Raw genomic sequence first — 17,862 nt, 5'->3', positions numbered from 1 at the left:
GCCTGTGGAGGACGGGTTGCGCCATCGCCGCGTCCAGCTCATCCGCAGCCACGCTACCGGCGGCTTGCGCACCGCAGCCCCCTCGCACAGGGCAGAATGGACACCATGTATTTGCTGCTCGCCGCCCACCCGGAAGGTGCAGCCATACAGCGGATCTCCCCCACTGGAAAGGCCACCGCCGACGCGCGCGTCGTGACGCGGGGTGAGTTGCCCGGCGTCGTGCGTGAATTCGAAGCCCAGCGGCCACGCTGGGTGTGGCATCGCGCTCAGGACTGGTACCCGGAATTGCTGACGCACGGCATAGAACTTGAGCGCTGCCATGACCTCGCTCTGTGCGGGGCCATCCTTGCACACTCGGAATTCACCGCGCACACAGACTATGCCAAGCACGCGGTCAAGCTCACCCAGGACGACGACTCAACACCACCCCGGTCCCTTCAGCCCCCGCCGCCTCCCGCGGACCAAGGCGCTCTCTTCGAGGACTTGGCCCCGTCAAATCCCAAAGCGGGACTGGCTGAGTTGAAGGAGGAGTTCGCGGCCCAACAGCATGCGGTGGTCCAGGTTTCCACGGATGGGCAGCGAAGGCAGCGCCTTCAACTGCTGCTGGCTGCAGAATCAGCCTGCGCGATCATCGCCGTCGAGATGCAACACGCCGGCGTCCCGTGGCGGGAAGAGCTGCACCAGCAGATCCTTGCCGATGTCCTGGGCCCGCGGCCGCCTCTGGGACACAGGCCCCCGGCGCTCGAAGCGCTCTGCACCGAGCTCCGTAACATCCTCAACTCGCCCGGCTTGAACCCGGACTCCCCGCAGGACCTCATGCGGGCCCTGCACCGGAACGGGATCGAGGTGAAGAGCACGCGGCAATGGGAGCTCCAGGAATCGAAGCATCCGGCCATCCAGCCGCTGCTCGCCTACAAGAAACTGTCCCGGCTGCACACCGCCAACGGCTGGGCCTGGCTGGATGCGTGGGTTCGGGACGGGCGATTCCACCCGGAGTACGTCGTGGGCGGCGTGGTGTCGGGTCGCTGGGCCTCACGTGGCGGCGGTGCCCTGCAGATCCCACGCAACATCCGGGCCGCGGTCCATGCCAACCCGGGCCACAAGCTCATCGTCGCCGATGCTTCGCAGCTGGAACCGCGGGTGCTGGTGGCCTTGGCCCAGGACACCAAGATGGCGGAGGCTGCGCGCGACAAGGACCTCTACGCAGGCATTGCGGCACAAGGTTTTGGTGGGGATCGGGCGAAGGCAAAGATCGCGCTGCTCGGCGCCATTTACGGTGCCACCACCGGCGAATCGGGCCGGCTCATGCCGCAGCTCACGCGCACATATCCACGCGCCGTCGGGTTCGTGGAGCAGGCAGCCCGGGAGGGCGAAGCGGGGCGAACCGTGACTACGCGGCTGGGCCGAAGCAGCCCGCCGCCGTCGGCCGGCTGGCTGCGGAGCCAGCAATCCACCACCGCCGAGGAACAGCGTCGCGCCGACAACCTGGCCCGGTCCCGTGGCCGCTTTACCCGTAACTTCGTTGTCCAGGGCTCGGCAGCTGAGTGGGCGGCGTGCTGGCTGGCGGAATTACGACGGCGGCTGAGGGCCTTGCGCGCGGCAGGTTCACCGGCCGGGGAACTCGTCTTCTTCCTGCACGACGAAGTCATGGTTCACGCGCCTGATAACGCCGTGGACGTATGCATCCGGGCCATCGAGGAGGCGGCGACCGCAGCGAAAGAGCTGATGTTCGGACCTATCCCGGTCGAATTCCCTGTGAGTGTCGCCGTCGTCGAGTCCTACGACAAGGCGAAGTAGCCGCACAGTACCCACAACCTCGTGGACTATCCAGTCATATCTCGCCATATGAGGCCGAAGGACCGGTACCGCCAAGTAACTTTTGTTCTCCCCCGGTTCTGGCTACTTTCACTATGTGGATACTTTGCTGGTCCACATATGTGTGCAAGGAAGCATCAAGGGGGAGCATCAATGGCTGGCAGGTTTGAAATTCTTAAGGACAACGATGAAACGTACCGGTTCCGCCTGACCGCGGCCGACGGAACCGTCGTGGCCGAATCACCGACGTTCAGACACCTTGAAGGTGTCATTGCAGGCATCAAAGCCGTCCGCGAAAACGCAGCGACCGGATTGGTAGTGGATCGTTCGACGGCGGCACGCAGGGCCGCCTGACAGCGAACCAGCGCTGCTGCCATTTTCAAAAGTCGTCCGCCCTCGATCCCGCGGATTTCCGGCAGCAGTGCAGATGAGTGCGACATGAGAATGTCAGGAGTCCCCTAGCCGTCAGGCACCGGCAATGTCCCTGGCATTAGATAGAGAGCCGGTCGAGCTTGGTCACCACGAGCGTATCTCGGGCCGGCAGACTGCTATTGCTTCGCGGGGGCCCGGGCGCACCCTGTTCGTTCCTGTCAGTCGGTGATCGACGAGGATCTGCTTTTCCTCAACGCCAAGGGTAAGGAGGGCGTTTCGTTGGGCAGTAAGGTCCTGCTCGTTCGTCGAGGCCCGGGCATAGCCGATCTTCATTCGGGTCATATAAAACGTGGTTGCAGTAATCCCCCCGTCACCGTGCATTTCATCGTGCGGGTCTTACGTACATGGCCTTGGCCAGCAAGCGCGCGCAACGTGACGGCGGGATTCCCGGGCACGGTGATCGACCGGCTTACGGGCGGAGTTAGTGCCCGTGCTTTGCACCTCTAGGACCTGGTATCCAAGCGTGCCGCCGTAGTCTTTGCGTTCTCAACTATCTGAAGGAACTCTTCCCTGGAAAGGTACTGCTCGCCAGGGCGGGCGGATAACGTGTCCGAGGTCTGGATCTCGCTGTTCCAATTCCTTGTATTTAAGTCTTTGGGTTGTATAGCCAGCCCGTCGTTCGGCACTTTCCCGCCTTCCAACGCTACCGATGAGAACGATCAACGGCAGCAACAAGGGTTCTCGCGATGCAGCTTCCACCGCAGTGCAGCGGCCAGATAGAGGCGCCTTCGCGCTAGAGCCTCGTTCCAATCCCGAGTCCGACGTATCTTTGCCAGGTCTCAACGACTGTTCTTTGCGGGGGGCCTGTATTACGGTGTGGCCACACGCGGAATGCTGCCGCGCAACCATTGGGAGAAAATGTGAAATATCGAAGTACTTTCACAAGGATCGCCGTCGTGACTCTCGCCTTGACCTCACTTGCTTCGTGTGCGCAGGACCCCGCCGCTGCCCCTTCTAGTAGCTCGGTAGCATCTTCACAAGCGGTTACCCCTAGGCCTTCCACGGCTCCGGACCCAACGCCCACCCTGACTACGAGCTCGGCACCAGTCACATCAAGGGGACCCAGCGGGCAATTCATCGCCCACCTGAAAGATGCCGACGGCTACACGTTTGATCTCAACGCAAATATTGTGACGACTTCCTTGGGTGCAACGGTCGCTGACGACAAACCTGGTTACATGAGTGCCAAATTCGAGCTCAACTTGAGTCTTTTCTTCGTGAACACCACTCCGGGACGGACCATCACTTTCAAGAGCACGGAAGGTTTGGCTCCTGCCATAGCCAGACCGAAGTTCTTCGTAAGTGCTATGTGGAAAGCAGATAGCCCTGTATGTGCCTACGCACAAAAGGGCTACGAAAAGACGGTTAAACCATGCGCGATCATGATGGGCTTCGGTTACGCCGATGTGCCAACGCCTCCAAGCGGTACGACTGAGTTGAAGGCTTATAAGGGCTCTCCTGGCGGCCAATGGACAGCCGGGATGGCTGGGGTTGCTGAGGCGGATTGGCCGGCAATTGAGGAGGCCTTGGCCAACCCGGAGACCTTTCTCGTTGGATATGACGGAGGCGATTACCGACGATTCAAATGTCCACAGCACCCGAATCTCGGGGTGCTCGTCAGCGCTAGTGAGCCAGCGTATGAATGTGGCACCGTAGTGCCCTATATCGTCAAGCAGCCAGCACCCTAATGTAGCGGGAGCGGATGCCGCTATCGCCGCCATTGCCGGGATTTACTGCGGCATACATAGACTCTTCTCTGATGAGTAACCCACACACTTAAGATTTCCGAGAAGGTCAAATGAATAGCTATGGCTACGCCCCGTAGGGCATACCGGTCGTCCAGAATTGTGCGGTTTAGGGCGGTCGTTACCAACCGGAAGAGACGGAACCTGTCTTCCTTGGAATCTGCGGATTCTTCCCCGGAACCCGCGGATCCGGGTCAAGCCGTAGCGACTGAGCCCGATCCGGTGGAACCAGCAGGCGCTACGCCGACAACGGGACCCGGTCGTGTTCGTGATGGAGTCAAGTGGACCTTGGCTGTGCTTTTAGTGATTATCACAGCGTTGTTGTTCCCGGGTCCACCTCCCGTTGCACCTGGTGCGGCTCGAAACCTAAGATCAGTTGACGAAAACAGCGTAGTGGCGTTCTATGTAGCGGCCGAGAACGCTGTTGCCGCTAATCTCTCGTGGTCTTGGAAGATAGAGGGCGGGAAGTCGGAGGCAACACTCTTCGCTAGTGTCGGGTCTATGGCGCGTGGAAGCCTGGTATTTGGTGGACCAATCGCCCAGCTGACCACGGACTGTTTCGTTGTCGAGGAAGCCGTCAACGCCGTGCCCGGACTACCTGATCGGTTGGGCTTTTCCCCGCCCGACTTGAAGCTCTGGTTTGGAAAGCGGCCCTCCGGTTCTCTGGCCCACATTGACTTTCGGGAGGATCAGGCCGAGGACTTCGGAATCACTTCAATCACTTGTAAGATCCGTGATTTTGGATCAGACACTCCTCCAGTGCACCGTCTATATACCCCCGCACTTCTGGCCTATTTCCGGGGAAGTGAGTCGGCGACCTTCGAGCAACAACAGCTGAGCAATGTCTGCGTTGAAGTTTCTGCAAGGTCCCGAACCGATGTGGCACGGGAATGTGCCGAGCGATTCAGAGCCGTTCCGTACCTTTCAGCCAGAGAACAGGTGGTCAGTTTGCCGGAGGAACAGGGGTATCGCGACGGTGTCTTGCTTATTCTCGGGGCAGTCGCGGGTACGGCGGCTGCTTCAGTTCTGGAGATCCTCACTGGCCTCTTCAGTGCGATTTTGAGCGGCTTCTGGCTAACGTTGCGTAGGGTGCTGGCGGCAGCCACTAGCCGGCTAAAAGGGGATAGGTAAGTGGAGCTCGCCCTACGGAGAGTGTCCGGTAAGGGATCCCTTACCGGGCGTGTGTCTGCGGTTGTTGGCGGCTCGTGAAGTCCCGGTCTGAAGCGTCATTCACCGATTTCGATTCCGCTTATCCGCGTCCCCGGAGCGAGATTCGTTGTAGCGAGACGAAGCTGGGCCATCAGTGACCAATAGACTTCCATATCGCTGAGCTCGAGGTTATGGACGTAGTCCTCGCCGCCTAGAAAAAGGGGTACTTTGTAGCCGACACACTGATCGAAAGCCAGGTCTGCAGGGTTCTCGGACTTCCATTCATTGAAGAAGCTCACACAGAGACTTGGTTCCGGATCCCGAACCAGCTCGTCGTCGTGATAGGTCGAGAACTTCCTTGGGATCTCCAACGCTTCACCGGTACCCGGTTCCAGAAGAAGAATCTCGGGATCAACGTCACCGCTTCGCAGGTCAAGGACAAACTGACGGCCCAACCAATCGAACCCAAAAGGAATCAGTGGAAAGCCGAACTCTGGATAAGCCTCGGCGACCATTGCCGACGCCTTGCGGAATGATTCCTTTGAATGCACCCGGTATAGACCGCCATTGAAGGTACACCCGCCATAGCGTCCGAATAAGTAGGCGACGTTATTCCCCACGGTCTCGGGTGATCCAGGGATTCCATCCGTGACGTCGAACCTCGTACCAAAGATCTCAAGCATGGCCACCATCATGCCTCACAAATTCAGCTGGACGGTCAAACACCGGTCCTTCTACGTAGCTCGCCACGGGTCTCACGCGGGCGCACTGGGCGACCTTGTAGGCGTTCTTGTCACGGAATCGCTCGCTACTTCGATGGATCGCCTTTCAAGGATCCGAACGTCCTGGCTTGTGGCGCTGATCCAAGCTATTGAGTCGCTTCCTCTCCAATCGACCGATGCGCGCCGCGATGCAGTCGAGTCCGCCATTGACGTTGCACTTACGCCTCCGGCCGCACCCTTGGACCGGCGCCCGTTAGCCGGTCCTTCACCGAACGTCTCATTGCGATTGATGGTTCTGACCCCGCCGATGCGTTTGTTTTGGTTACGGCGTTTCTCGGTCTGTCGCGTTTGTCTCCTCTAGCCAGGCGGGATATTCACGAAGCAGAACCTCCTGCCCGACACGTTCCCCCTCGGGTGTGGCATCGAGCCATGCTATATCGCCTGTCCTAAGGCTGGCCAGGTCGGGAAAGGAAGCCCATTCAGCGGCAATGCGGGCAACGGCCTCGCTTGGGGAGCACTCCCATGGCCGGTGCTTCGACCCTCCAATATCACCTGGCACGAGCAGGCCGGTGGCTATCATGCGAATGATCAGGCCAAGCGCGAGGTCCCGAACATCGTCCCGGTCTCTCAGGCCTCGACGGATGCAGACTGAGACCACTTCGAAGGGGGTGACCCAATCCTCAACGGCTCGAGCAAGAATGTCCTCGGTCAGAGTACGAACGTCATGCCATTCTTCAAGATTCAATGTGCACCTTCATCGGGACTTTGGGGATATTCAATGTCTATTGTGGACTTCCGTTTCCTTGGCGCATCGCTGTCCGGTGAGCGATCCCTCACCGGGCGTCCGGCATCGGCAAGGACCACCTACGGGCGTGGCACGATGAGAGTTGGAGAGTGCTTGGGCGAAATATGGAGCTGCGACTTGGTAAACACGGGATCCCGTAGTGGTTTGATCAGTGGCAGGACTGCTTTTCAAGTGACACGGTGGCGCCACCGTGCAACGGCCGTTTTAGTGTCAACTGGCTTGGTATGCCTTTTTCTCCAAAAGGCCGGTATCCCTCAGTCTTTGTTTACTGATCTGCTGCTAGGTCTGCTCCTCGTTTCAGGACTTGCTTTGATGGTTTTAATCAATTGGGCGGGCTTCAGGGAAGATGCAGAGAAGAAGGCTGGCTACACAACCATTCGCCTTGGCAACAGGAAGTTGATGCAACGAGATCCCTACATGGGGCGCATGATCCGGCTAGCCGGCGCGGACTATCTCGACCGTCAGCACTTCGCCGAGATATTGGAAAGAACTAAAGCCGAAGCGGAGAAGCAGCAGCCCCTCTAGGACAACGTCCGTAAGGCGATCCCTTACCGGGCACCAGGTTGTCCGGTGAACAACCGGCTTACGGGCGCATTACTGCCGTGGACATTCCGGAAGTCCGTCGCAGTAATTTCTAGATACATGACGGCACTCGAACCACGACTGGCAGCGTGACGTGTTGAACTGGAACGAGTAACCCTACGGCTAGATTTATTGCGTGAGTTCTCTTGTTGAAGAAGCCCTAGAGGTGCTTTATGCGGCCAAGGTTCCTCTGGCTCCGGGCTTATCGCCATGGCAGCTCGAGGATGTTGAAGAGCAGTTCTCGTTCGAGTTCAGTCCTGATCATGCGCGGTTTTTGAGTCTGGCGATGCCTATAGGCCCTGGCTGGGTTGATTGGCTGGGCGACCCCGTCGGAATTCAGAAGAGGCTCGACTGGCCGCGCGATGGCGTGTTGTTTGACGTTCGGGAGAATGCTTTCTGGCCTGAGGAATGGGGCGAGCGGCCAACCGAAGTTGAGGAAGCCCTCCCAGCGGCACGTGAGCGATTGCGCACCGTGCCTGTCCTCGTCCCGATCTATTCGCACCGTTTCATGCCCGCAGCTCCTGCACCCGCCGGTGGCCCGGTTTTTTCCGTGTATCAAACTGACGTGATCTACTACGGCAGCGATCTCGCCTCCTACTTTCAAAGAGAGTTCTTCAACACTGCTGACCGAAAATCATCCCCGCTTCGCATCGAGTTCTGGTCTGATCTGGCAGAGGGCCGGTGGATCTAAAGGCGTCTGCTAAGGGGAGCGTCGGGTAGGCAAAACTTGATCGCGGACTTCATCGAAGCCTGGAAAACATCACACAACGAGGCAGTAGGAAGGTGCACCGTGAAGGATCCTTCACCGGACATTGACCGGTATCTTCATCCTGCCGATGTGACAACATATGTTCGTGTCCTTCGATGTGTACTTCCAGCGCTTCAAAGACGGCGATAAGGCCTCCGGTGGAGGGGAGATAGTGCGCCAGATCCTTCAGCCATTCATCGTGCGTGAGAATCCTGAGCAGAATTTTGCACTCGTGGAGTACGGAGACGGTTCGGTCGACGTCTACCTCGATGGTGACAGTATGTTGGCTAATCACGTCGGAGGTGAGAAGCCTTGGGACCTACTCGTTGAAGGAGCTCGGGCGGCCGACTGGGTCATCCTTCCAGTTGGATACCCAACGTGCATCACGGAAGAGACACAGCGCTTTCACTTGCCAGAAGGTCTCGACCAGTACGTGTCATTTGTTCGCTCGGGAGAAGAGTTGCTTCAAGTCCTGCGATCCCCGTAACCAGGGAGAGGCGCTGCTTCGCCGCACTACCTGCCAAAATTACGCCGAAGGCACGGTAGGTGGCCCTTGTACTGGGTGAAAGCAACGCCCTGTCGAGGATCGGCATACGTACCCGCTGGTAGGTCATAAGCGCTTCCACGTTAGATTCAGGGCTTACTCTCTACCTATGTTGGGGCAGAGAAAGGCAAATGATGCGGACATGGCGGCGGTCGATTATGGGCGCACTGGTCGGACTTGCGAGCGGTTACGTAGTGGCCCTACTGCTCGCTGGATTTGATGCACGGCGAGCCTTCGAAATGTGGGTGTGGTTTCTTCCGGTACTGCTGGGCGTTGTCGTGTACGGAGTGATCGTGGAACGGCGAAAACCAGGCTAAGTATTGACCGCGTAGGTGTCCGTCGAGGGATCCCCTTGCGGACTGCTCCATGCGCCAAATAGCGCTGTGAAAACACCGCCATTTACCGCTGAAAGTCACAGTTCGCGAGCCTGAATCCTCAAGCGGTCCCAGTCCCGCGGTTCTTATCAAAGGATCCATTGATGAGATGAGCGCAGGGAACCGACAGGTTGCTGCTATTCCCCTGTCATCGTGCATTTCACCGTGCAGGTCTTCTGTACAGGCCAGGCGGCATTGCGGCTAGCTGTCCGACAGTTGGCTCCTAGCCAGTGCGGTGGGAAGACAAATCCTGTCCGTAGCACCTGTTGGGCTCTCTGCCGGAACCAACACTGCCTCCCGGATTTTCAGCCCCAGGGGGAACCGCGTCCGCAACAACGGCCCCGAGCTCATCGAACCGGCTGAGTGATCGGCACCGACTCCGGAAAAATTCTCAATTTCCCCGTCACGATCACCAGCAAGCCAACACCTATAAAGGGGCAGTGCGTCCATCGGCCGTCAGGCGAGGCCCAATATCAGCTGACGTCGTACAACTCCGCAGCTACCACCAAATCTTGCTGCGCCAGCTCTTGATGACGGCGCCTATCGTCGCTGCCGCTCCGGCGAACCACACCACCCATCCCCAGGGTCCCCAGCTTGCCAGCGCCTCTGGAACTCCGGTCAAGATAAGGCCGGCAACTATCGGTAGCAATCCCGTAGCGTCAATCATCACCGAGTCACGCTGGATTTTCTCGATCTTCTCTTGCAAGCCTTCCAACTCTCCGTAGACCCGAGTGGTCAATAAAGCCACGTCCTGGTTTGTCAGTTGGTCGATTTCTTCGAGCCTCTTTGCTCTGGCCCGCCAAATATCGTTCAGGTGTTCCAACTGGCTTTTTAGCCACTGAATCTTTTGTTCGATAGCCGCATCCTCGTCCCAAGGGAGAGTCTGCGTCACCGAGGGTCTACCGACTTCGGGCTCGTTGAAAATGGTTACCGTGGCGGTTACTTGGGTCAGCTCACGGCCACGTATGCGATTCAGAAGACTCTGGGTAGCCTGGGCGAGCCGGGTCAATGGCTGTCCCACCAACCATTTCCCGAAATTCTTGCTGGCTTGAGGGGCGATGAGTATGGCGCCCACGATACCCATCGCCACCCCTCCCCATTTGTTGAATTCCTCATGATCCTGGGTGTTCATCCAGACGAAATCCAGCACCCATAGCCCTGTGGTCATAGCTGAATCCTCCCGCCTTCCGAACGTCTTAGCGACCCCCTGGCGAGGTGGCTACCTGAATAGTGCCAAGGTGTTCGCTCCTAGCTGGCTTGGTTGCTAGTCCGCACGGAGGACGATCCCCTATCGTGCACAAATTCGAAGTGCAAACCACTTCTGACATTCCGCGCAGTCAGCTTCTGAAAATGGCAGCTACTCAGACCCATGGCGCTGCGGAAAGACACCGGCTGTCAGAGATCGACGTCGCGGAGTTTGTCCGTGTCCCAAGGGACGGTCCAGCCGAGTTCATCAAAGAGCCCGCTCAGGACCATCCCTGTAAAGCCCCAGACCAGCACGCCGTTCACAGTGAAGCCGGGGCTGGTGTAGGTGCGTCCGAAGCGGGAAATGGTGGCCGTGACACGGTTGACGGGGTCCAGGAGGTCGCGTACCGGCACCCTGAACACCTGTGCGGATTCGGCGTAATCCACTACGCGGACAGGCGAGGGCGCATCCCACCAGCCCAGCACGGGTGTGACACGGAAATTGCTGCGGATCAGTCCAAGCTCGGGGATGACGCCGAGAACGCGGACACCGCCGGCGTCCAGCCCGGTTTCTTCCACGGCTTCCCGCAATGCCGCAGCCACCACCGATTCGTCGTCCGGGTCCACCATGCCGCCGGGGAACGCAACCTGCCCTGGATGGTCGTCAAGGGTGTGTGCCCGCTCCAGCAACAGGACGTCGAGGTCGGCCGGGGCTATGGGGCGCCCGGACTCAGCCGGCACGTCATCCAACACGCCAAAAAGCATGAGAACAGCAGCGGGCCGGTTGGTTTCCGGGAGGACGGGGAGCCGCTCCCACAGGGCAGAGTGCTGCTGTTCACCAGCCTCGAAGCGGGTCACCAGCGCCGACAATTCCTCAAGCGCGGTCACCCGGGCCTCCTTTGCGATTCCATGCGGATTTCCGCGGCGCGGTGGGTCTCGGCCAAAAGCTGCTCCAGCAGTGCCTCATTGCCCGGGGCGAGCTCGTACTTCAAAAGCTTGGCTGCCTTGACCGGATCAGTCTCGCCGTCGCCGTAACTGGGACAGAGACTCGCCACCGGACAGGCACCGCACGCAGGCTTCCTGGCATGGCACACCCTGCGGCCGTGGAAGACCACCCGATGCGACAACATGGTCCAATCCTTGGGTTCGAACAGTTCGGCGACGTCGAACTCGATTTTCACGGGATCATCGGAGGCCGTCCACCCGAACCGGCGGGCAAGCCGGCCGAAGTGGGTGTCCACGGTGATTCCGGGGACGCCGAAGGCATTGCCAAGAACCACGTTTGCGGTCTTGCGGCCAACGCCTGGGAGGGTCACCAGGTCTTCCAGCCTGCCCGGGACCTCGCCGTCGTATTCATCCACCAGCCGGGTGCTGAGCGCCAGGACGTTCCGTGCTTTTGCCCTGAAGAAACCCGTTGGCTGCAGGATGGCCTCCAACTCCACAGGGTCTGCCTCGGCCAATGCCCGCGCATCCGGGTACCGGGCAAACAGGATCTTGGTGACCTGGTTGACCAGCACATCGGTGGTCTGGGCTGACAGGACCGTGGCCACCACCAGCTCAAACGGGTTGCGGAAATCCAGCTCCGCATGCGCGTACGGATACTTTTCCGCCAAGACCCGGTTGATCTTGCGGGCCCGTCGTTTGAGTGCGAGCAGCGAACCAGCTTCAGCGATGGCCACGGGATCCCTGCTTAGCCGCGTTCGATGTTGCTGAGCTCCCGAAGAACCCCAACCTTGCCGTCGGTGTCCTGCACCAGGAATTCATGGCCGCGGTCCTCCAGTGCGAGCACCCAGCCACCGGGTTCGATGGTGAATGCAGGAACGCCTGAGTGTTCGTCGTACGCAGTCCGGGGCTGGGCAACGGCGAACCAGAACGCTTCATACTGCGGGGAATCGGATTCGTCGGGACGGCTGGCCGGGTCCACTGTAGCGCCGATGGAGTCGCTGACTTTACGGGTGTCTCCGGAGACTACCGGGGTGGCCATGGTGGCAGCCCACGGCTGCTGGGCTGCGGGCTGCTGCAGCGGCTGCTGCGCGTGCTGGGTAGTGGCGGGCTCCGGCGATGATGCCGGGGTCTTCCCGGCCTCGTTCGTTGGCTCAGCACCCTTCACGGAACCTTCCGGCTCAGGCGCAGTCGCCGCTGCAGGTGCATTGGCGGCGATTGGCGCCTGAGGGGCAGCGGGACCCGCCGTTGAGGGAACCGTACCTTCTGCAGGCTTGCTGTCGGCTGAATGCACGACGGCGGGAGCCTCGGTTGACTGCGACGGCGCGGTTCCATAGGAGGCTGGCGGAGCGAAGGGGCTGGAAATCGCGGCGGCAGCGGCGGGGGCACCCGCACCGGGGGCACCGGTCGACGCAGCAGCGGCCGCAGTCCCGGCTGCCTGTGAGCCCGGAGCCTGGTACCCGGGCGTCGCACCAGGCGTGGAAGTTCCTCCTGCCGGCTTCGGCGCTTTGGGTTCCTTGGGTGCTTTAGGTGCAGCGGGCTTGCGGCTGGGCACCGCGGCTTCGCGGGCAACAACGTGGGCCGGAGTTTCAGCACGACCCTTGAAGTCAGCGGAGAGCCACGGAAGATGCGGGGCCAGGACGGTTGCAGCCAGCAAGCCGACAGAGCCCACCAGTCCCAGCAGGACGCCGCCGTTGAACGAGTTGGCGATTGTCAGGAAGAAGAGCGGGAAAGCGAATGAAGCCGTAACGGATGCGAACTGGTCAACGGACAGTGAACCTACCCGGACAACGGTTCCCGGCTTCAGTCTCCGGGCGACGAAGAGTGCCACAACGACCAACGGCAGGATGATGCCCAGCAGGAGGAAGAACAGGTTTCCGAGGTTCCAGAGGTTGTAGCGCTCTCCGAACATCGGCAGCAAGGAAGCGACAAACATGAACAGTGTGGAGCCGAAGACGGTGAGGTCCCGAATGGTGAACGGCCCCACTACGGCGTCGTATTTGGCAGCGTCGTTCTTGGCTGCAGCTCCGGACGTACCCGTCGCAGGATTCCCAGCAGCGTTGCCACCTGTTGCGGTGGCCGTTCCAGCCGTGGTGTCCGGTCCCGTCGGGTGTGAGTCGTGCGGGCCTGGGCTCAGCTGGTTCATCTATTTCTCCTTCGTACGGCGGCGTCTTGGACAGTCCGGACAGGTGATCCCCGCAGGATTCCGCGAAAAACCAGTCACGCCTGAGATGCGTCCCAAGACTTCTTCAGCCTATGCCACCCCACTGACAGGGTTCTAGCTGAAAACGGCCATCCAGCTTCGCCCACAGCAAACTCCAAGGTGCCTTACAGAAAGTGACTGCCAAGAGCAGCGACAATTGGTGCCGCCGTCGTCGTCATGTAAACGGTTCCCCACCGCCTACGGCGCCATTCGTCGCTAAATCCGCACCGCTCACTGGCACGTTTGTGACGACGCACACGTAGGACGTTTCAAAGCGATAGTGTTGATGGCGGACAGCACTCTGCGGACCTTCGGGGAACGCGCTCGACGCCGACGACGGCCCGGGCGGGGACCCCGCGGCAGGTTCCGTGCAGCAAAGATCGATGAATGATGAGGTTCACCATGTCCCAGGACACCACCGGATCCACGGCCACCGCTGCAGCTTCAACAGCTCACAACGGTCAGGCCCCACACGTCGAGGCGCTTGAAAACCTCCTCCACGAGAACCGCAAGTTCGCCCCGTCGGCGGACTTCGCCGCGAACGCAGTGACAAGCGCTGACGCCTATGCAGAGGCAGAGGCAGACCGTCCCGCCTTTTGGGCCAAGCAGGCCCGTGAGCTGCTGACCTGGGACAAGGACTTCACCGAGGCATTGGACTGGTCCAACCCGCCGTTTGCCAAGTGGTTCGTAGGCGGCCAGGTGAATGCTGCGTACAACGCGCTGGACCGCCACGTCGAAAACGGCCTGGGTGACCGCGTCGCCATCTACTTCGAAGGTGAACCCGGCGATACCCGCACCTACACGTACGCGCAGCTGACCGAAGAGGTGAAGAAAGCCGCCAACGCTTTCGAGTCCCTCGGCGTGGCCAAGGGCGATCGCGTGGCCGTCTACCTGCCTATGATCCCCGAAGCCGTCATCACACTCCTTGCCTGCGCCAGGATCGGGGCCGTGCACTCCGTGGTGTTCGGTGGCTTCTCCGCAGATGCCCTGCGTTCCCGCATCGAGGACGCCGAAGCCAAGCTCGTAGTCACGGCCGATGGAACCTACCGCCGAGGCAAGCCCAGCGCCCTGAAGCCGGCCGTGGACGAAGCCCTCTCCAAGGAAGGTCATACGGTCCAGAACGTTGTGGTGGTCAAGCGCAACGGCGAAGACGTCAACTGGGTGGAGGGCCGCGACCTCTGGTGGAGCGACACGGTAGATAAGGCAGATACCGAACACACCGCCGTCGGCCACGACTCCGAGCACCCGCTGTTCATCCTCTACACCTCAGGTACCACCGGCAAGCCCAAGGGCATCCTGCACACCACCGGCGGCTACCTCACCCAAGGCGCGTACACGCACAAGGCCGTGTTTGATCTCCACCCGGAAACCGATGTGTACTGGTGCACCGCCGACGTCGGATGGGTCACCGGCCACTCCTACGTCACCTACGCACCGCTCATCAACGGCGCCACCCAGGTCATGTACGAAGGCACACCGGATTCCCCGCACCAGGGCCGTTGGTGGGAAATCGTGGAGAAGTACAAGGTCTCCATCCTCTACACAGCCCCCACCGCCATCCGTACGTTCATGAAGTGGGGCCGGGACATCCCGGACAAGTACGATCTCTCCTCCATCCGCGTCCTCGGCTCCGTGGGCGAATCCATCAACCCCGAAGCGTGGATGTGGTACCGGGACGTCATCGGCGCCAACGCCGGTAAGAACGGCGAAAAGAAGGAACACCCCGCCCCGATCGTGGACACTTGGTGGCAAACGGAAACCGGCGCGCAGATGATCGCCCCGCTTCCCGGCGTCACAGCTACCAAGCCCGGTTCCGCGCAGGTTCCACTGCCCGGCATCGCCGTGGACGTCGTGGACGAAGCCGGTCAGCCAGTGGCCAACGGCGAAGGCGGCTACCTGGTGGTCCGCGAACCGTGGCCCTCCATGCTGCGAGGCATCTGGGGCGACCCCGAGCGCTTCAAGGACACCTACTGGTCCCGCTTCGAGGCCATGTACTTCGCCGGCGATGGCGCCAAGAAGGATGAGGACGGCGACGTCTGGCTCCTGGGCCGCGTTGACGACGTCATGAACGTCTCCGGCCACCGCCTCTCCACCACCGAAATCGAGTCCGCGCTGGTTTCCCACCCGTCCGTCGCTGAAGCGGCCGTCGTTGGAGCCGCTGACGAGACAACGGGGCAGGCCGTCGTCGCATTCGTCATCCTCCGCGGTGACGCCGTGAACAACGGCGACGAAACCGTCCTGGAACTGCGTAACCACGTGGGCAAGGAAATCGGACCGATCGCCAAACCCAAGCAGCTGCTGATCGTCCCGGAACTGCCCAAGACGCGCTCCGGCAAGATCGTCCGCCGCCTCCTGAAGGACATCGCAGAAGGCCGCGACACGGGTGACGCCACCACCTTGGCAGACCCCGGCATCATGACCCAGATCGCCGATTCCCTCCGCAAGTAGCGAGCTCACGACGGCGCCGCCCGCCTCTTGAGGTGAGCGGCGCCGTCGTGCGTTACGTCAGTTGCGTGACGGCGCCGCGACTGGATTTGCCGCCGGGCGGCTTCACCGCGTCCTAGACTGGAGCCAGACTCAGCCTCACGTCTACGAGGCTCTCCAGAAAGGCCCTGATGCTTCAGGCAGCACGCCACTCCGCCATCATCGATGCGGTCCAGCGCGAACGCGTGGTCCGGGTCTCCGATCTTGCCCAGCTGCTGGGGGTCTCCCCCATGACCGTCCGGCGCGACATCGAAGCACTGGAGGAAACCGGCCGCGTGGAACGCATCCACGGCGGCGCTAAGCTGCCCGGCGATGCAAGCACCCATGAGCCGGGCTTCGAACTGAAGTCCACACAGCTCACGGCGGAAAAGCACGCGATTGCTGTCGAAGCCGCCTCACTGGTTCAGGAGGGCATGGCGATCGGCCTCAGCGCCGGAACCACCACGTGGGCGCTGGCCCAGGAACTGGTTCACGGTCCACGCATCACCGTAGTCACCAACTCCGTACGGATCGCCGATCTCTTTCATCACGGCGCATCATCAGGCCCCGCCCGGTTCGGCTCAACTGTGATCCTGATAGGCGGCGAGCGCACGCCGTCGGATGCACTGGTGGGACCGATTGCCACGGCCTCCCTGAAGCAGCTCCACTTGGACATCCTGTTCCTGGGTGTCCACGGCATGGATGCCCAGGCAGGCTTCACTACCCCCAACCTGCTCGAAGCGGAGACGGACCGAGCCTTCATGACGTCTGCCCGGAGCACGGTGGTGCTGGCCGATCACAGCAAGTGGGGCGTGGTGGGCATTGCCTCGATCGCCCAACTGGAAGAAGCCGATGAACTGATCACGGACTCGTTGCTGGGAGACGACGCCCGACGGGTGCTGGCCGAGAACGTGGCCAAGCTGCGGATCGCAGGAGCCTGACCGCTAAGCCGCCGCACCCACCCGGGACGAGATGGCCGAGCCCAACAGCAGCACCCGGAAGGTGCGCTCAGTAGCTTCCCGCAACAGCGTGGCTCCTTCTGCAACTGCCCGGTCCAGGTCCATCGGAATCGGGATGATGCCGGCGATCGCGTCAATGCCGGCGGCGTGGACGTCGGCTGCGTCCTTGCCAATGGAACCTGCGAAAGCCAGCACGGGTACTCCTGCCCGTTGTGCGCGGCGTGCAACTTCTGCCGGGACTTTTCCCCGGGGTGTTTGGAAATCGATGGCGCCCTCCGCCGTGACCACCAGGTCAGCGTTGGCGATGTGGGCGTCGAGGTCGATCCCGGCCAGTCCTGAATCCAGCAAGAGTTCGAATCGCGGCACCAGCCGGGCGCCCACCGCAGCGAGTCCAGCCCCGAGTCCACCGGAGGCTCCTGTTCCTGCACCGCTCCTGAGGAATTCCTCCGGCGTCCCGGTGGCTTCGGCCAGCAGGGCGGCCCAGTGGTCCAGACCTTGGGAGAGTTGTTCCACCTGATCCGGCGTGGCACCCTTCTGCGGCCCGAATACCCGGGCCACACCCTGCGGACCGCAGAGGACATTGAACGGATTGAGTGCCAGCTCCAACCGGCATCCGGCCAGGCGCGGATCAAGGCCGGAGAAGTCCACGCTCCCGGCTTCTGCCAGAGCAGCGCCGCCCTCCGGGAGGTCGTTGCCGTGAACGTCAAGGATTCTTACGCCCATGGCGCGCAAGGCGCCCGCGCCGCCGTCGGACGTTCCTGAATCCCCGCAGCCCACCACGATGCGTTCGGCACCCTGGTCCAGGGCCGCCAGGATCAACTCCCCCACACCACGGGTGGTGGTCAGCCCGGGGTTTCGCATGGTTCCGGGGACCAGGCGCAGGCCCGCGGCAGCAGCCATCTCGACCACGGCTGTGGGTCGGTCCACTGCGCCGAGGACAGCAAAGTGGGAATCCACGGGCAGGCCTACCGGACCGGTGACCCGCGTACGGATGATCTTGCCTCCCGTCGCGCTGGCGAGCGCTGCGGCGGTGCCCTCGCCACCGTCTGCCATGGGGACGGAATTGATGCTGACGCCCGGGATAACCCGGCGGATTCCGGCCGAAATGGCGGCGGCGACTTCCACGGCGTCGAGACTTTCCTTGAAACCGGACGGTGCAACCAGAATGCGTTGCGGAATGGACATGACCATGAG

General features: G+C 61.3%; 16 protein-coding genes. 9 read left to right on the top strand and 7 right to left on the bottom strand.

Annotated elements, in window-relative coordinates:
• Positions 1–105: 105 nt before the first annotated feature.
• Together N7568_RS06490 and N7568_RS06485 are read left to right on the top strand one after the other, a co-directional pair.
• On the top strand, positions 106–1,797 hold the full coding sequence (locus tag N7568_RS06490; protein WP_261609080.1) for a bifunctional 3'-5' exonuclease/DNA polymerase: 1,692 nt from the start codon (positions 106–108) through the stop codon (positions 1,795–1,797).
• A 171-nt stretch (positions 1,798–1,968) separates the two neighbouring features.
• The gene (locus N7568_RS06485; RefSeq protein ID WP_261609079.1) at positions 1,969–2,169 is read left to right on the top strand and encodes a YegP family protein; all 201 of its coding nucleotides are present in this window, start codon (positions 1,969–1,971) and stop codon (positions 2,167–2,169) included.
• A gap of 162 nt (positions 2,170–2,331) precedes the next feature.
• On the opposite strand, the gene N7568_RS06480 is transcribed toward N7568_RS06485, so the two are convergent.
• Complete coding sequence (locus N7568_RS06480) at positions 2,332–2,520, bottom strand: recombinase family protein (RefSeq protein WP_306422709.1); 189 nt, start codon at positions 2,518–2,520, stop codon at positions 2,332–2,334.
• Positions 2,521–3,425: 905 nt separating this feature from the next.
• On the opposite strand from N7568_RS06480, the gene N7568_RS06475 reads away from it, so the two are divergent.
• Positions 3,426–3,935, top strand: a complete 510-nt coding sequence (locus tag N7568_RS06475) for a hypothetical protein (RefSeq protein WP_261609078.1) — start codon at positions 3,426–3,428, stop codon at positions 3,933–3,935.
• A gap of 345 nt (positions 3,936–4,280) precedes the next feature.
• Positions 4,281–5,123 carry a hypothetical protein gene (locus N7568_RS06470; protein ID WP_261609077.1) on the top strand — a complete coding sequence of 281 codons (843 nt, stop codon included), beginning with the start codon at positions 4,281–4,283 and terminating at the stop codon, positions 5,121–5,123.
• A 95-nt stretch (positions 5,124–5,218) separates the two neighbouring features.
• Here the strand turns inward: N7568_RS06470 and N7568_RS06465 are convergent, their stop codons facing one another.
• Complete coding sequence (locus N7568_RS06465; RefSeq protein WP_253469449.1) at positions 5,219–5,824, bottom strand: T6SS immunity protein Tdi1 domain-containing protein; 606 nt, start codon at positions 5,822–5,824, stop codon at positions 5,219–5,221.
• Positions 5,825–6,929: 1,105 nt separating this feature from the next.
• Between N7568_RS06465 and N7568_RS06460 the strand changes: the two genes are divergently transcribed.
• From N7568_RS06460 to N7568_RS06450, 3 genes are all read left to right on the top strand, one after another.
• Positions 6,930–7,193, top strand: a complete 264-nt coding sequence (locus N7568_RS06460; protein ID WP_261609076.1) for a hypothetical protein — start codon at positions 6,930–6,932, stop codon at positions 7,191–7,193.
• Positions 7,194–7,386: 193 nt separating this feature from the next.
• A complete protein-coding gene (locus N7568_RS06455) occupies positions 7,387–7,941 on the top strand; it encodes a hypothetical protein (protein WP_261609075.1) in 555 nt (184 codons plus the stop codon).
• Between the two features lie 163 nt (positions 7,942–8,104).
• Positions 8,105–8,485: a hypothetical protein gene (locus N7568_RS06450; protein WP_261609074.1), complete on the top strand. Its 381-nt coding sequence runs from the start codon at positions 8,105–8,107 to the stop codon at positions 8,483–8,485.
• 930 nt (positions 8,486–9,415) lie between these two features.
• Here the strand turns inward: N7568_RS06450 and N7568_RS06445 are convergent.
• The 4 genes from N7568_RS06445 to N7568_RS06430 all read right to left on the bottom strand — a co-directional run bounded on the left by N7568_RS06445 (position 9,416) and on the right by N7568_RS06430 (position 13,189).
• Complete coding sequence (locus N7568_RS06445) at positions 9,416–10,084, bottom strand: hypothetical protein (protein ID WP_261609073.1); 669 nt, start codon at positions 10,082–10,084, stop codon at positions 9,416–9,418.
• Positions 10,085–10,311: 227 nt separating this feature from the next.
• Entirely contained in the window at positions 10,312–10,989 is a 678-nt protein-coding gene (locus N7568_RS06440; RefSeq protein ID WP_261609072.1) for an NUDIX hydrolase, read from the bottom strand.
• Positions 10,986–11,780 (bottom strand): endonuclease III, encoded by a 795-nt coding sequence (nth, locus tag N7568_RS06435; RefSeq protein ID WP_261609071.1) that lies wholly within the window; start codon positions 11,778–11,780, stop codon positions 10,986–10,988. Before nth ends, N7568_RS06440 begins: the two co-directional genes overlap by 4 nt.
• A gap of 11 nt (positions 11,781–11,791) precedes the next feature.
• The gene (locus tag N7568_RS06430) at positions 11,792–13,189 is read right to left on the bottom strand and encodes a hypothetical protein (RefSeq protein ID WP_261609070.1); all 1,398 of its coding nucleotides are present in this window, start codon (positions 13,187–13,189) and stop codon (positions 11,792–11,794) included.
• 459 nt (positions 13,190–13,648) lie between these two features.
• Here N7568_RS06430 and acs point away from each other — a divergent pair, with 459 nt between their 5' ends.
• Both acs and N7568_RS06420 read left to right on the top strand, forming a co-directional pair.
• Complete coding sequence (gene acs, locus N7568_RS06425) at positions 13,649–15,694, top strand: acetate--CoA ligase (RefSeq protein ID WP_261609503.1); 2,046 nt, start codon at positions 13,649–13,651, stop codon at positions 15,692–15,694.
• A gap of 167 nt (positions 15,695–15,861) precedes the next feature.
• Entirely contained in the window at positions 15,862–16,650 is a 789-nt protein-coding gene (locus N7568_RS06420) for a DeoR/GlpR family DNA-binding transcription regulator (protein ID WP_261609069.1), read from the top strand.
• Between the two features lie 3 nt (positions 16,651–16,653).
• On the opposite strand, the gene N7568_RS06415 is transcribed toward N7568_RS06420, so the two are convergent.
• Positions 16,654–17,853 carry a glycerate kinase family protein gene (locus tag N7568_RS06415; RefSeq protein ID WP_261609068.1) on the bottom strand — a complete coding sequence of 400 codons (1,200 nt, stop codon included), beginning with the start codon at positions 17,851–17,853 and terminating at the stop codon, positions 16,654–16,656.
• Positions 17,854–17,862 lie beyond the last annotated feature (9 nt).

This window comes from Paenarthrobacter aurescens, assembly GCF_025421775.1.
GTDB lineage: Bacteria > Actinomycetota > Actinomycetes > Actinomycetales > Micrococcaceae > Arthrobacter > Arthrobacter aurescens_B.
Note: the sequence above shows the minus strand (reverse complement) of the source record. Positions and strands in the feature narration are given on the sequence as shown.

Coding starts and splice junctions, on each gene's coding strand:
- N7568_RS06490 (WP_261609080.1), top strand. CDS start 106: ATGTATTTGCTGCTCGCCGCCCACCCGGAAGGTGCAGCCATACAGCGG.
- N7568_RS06485 (WP_261609079.1), top strand. CDS start 1,969: ATGGCTGGCAGGTTTGAAATTCTTAAGGACAACGATGAAACGTACCGG.
- N7568_RS06480 (WP_306422709.1), bottom strand. CDS start 2,520: ATGAAGATCGGCTATGCCCGGGCCTCGACGAACGAGCAGGACCTTACT.
- N7568_RS06475 (WP_261609078.1), top strand. CDS start 3,426: ATGAGTGCCAAATTCGAGCTCAACTTGAGTCTTTTCTTCGTGAACACC.
- N7568_RS06465 (WP_253469449.1), bottom strand. CDS start 5,824: ATGCTTGAGATCTTTGGTACGAGGTTCGACGTCACGGATGGAATCCCT.
- N7568_RS06445 (WP_261609073.1), bottom strand. CDS start 10,084: ATGACCACAGGGCTATGGGTGCTGGATTTCGTCTGGATGAACACCCAG.
- N7568_RS06430 (WP_261609070.1), bottom strand. CDS start 13,189: ATGAACCAGCTGAGCCCAGGCCCGCACGACTCACACCCGACGGGACCG.
- acs (WP_261609503.1), top strand. CDS start 13,649: ATGTCCCAGGACACCACCGGATCCACGGCCACCGCTGCAGCTTCAACA.
- N7568_RS06420 (WP_261609069.1), top strand. CDS start 15,862: ATGCTTCAGGCAGCACGCCACTCCGCCATCATCGATGCGGTCCAGCGC.
- N7568_RS06415 (WP_261609068.1), bottom strand. CDS start 17,853: ATGTCCATTCCGCAACGCATTCTGGTTGCACCGTCCGGTTTCAAGGAA.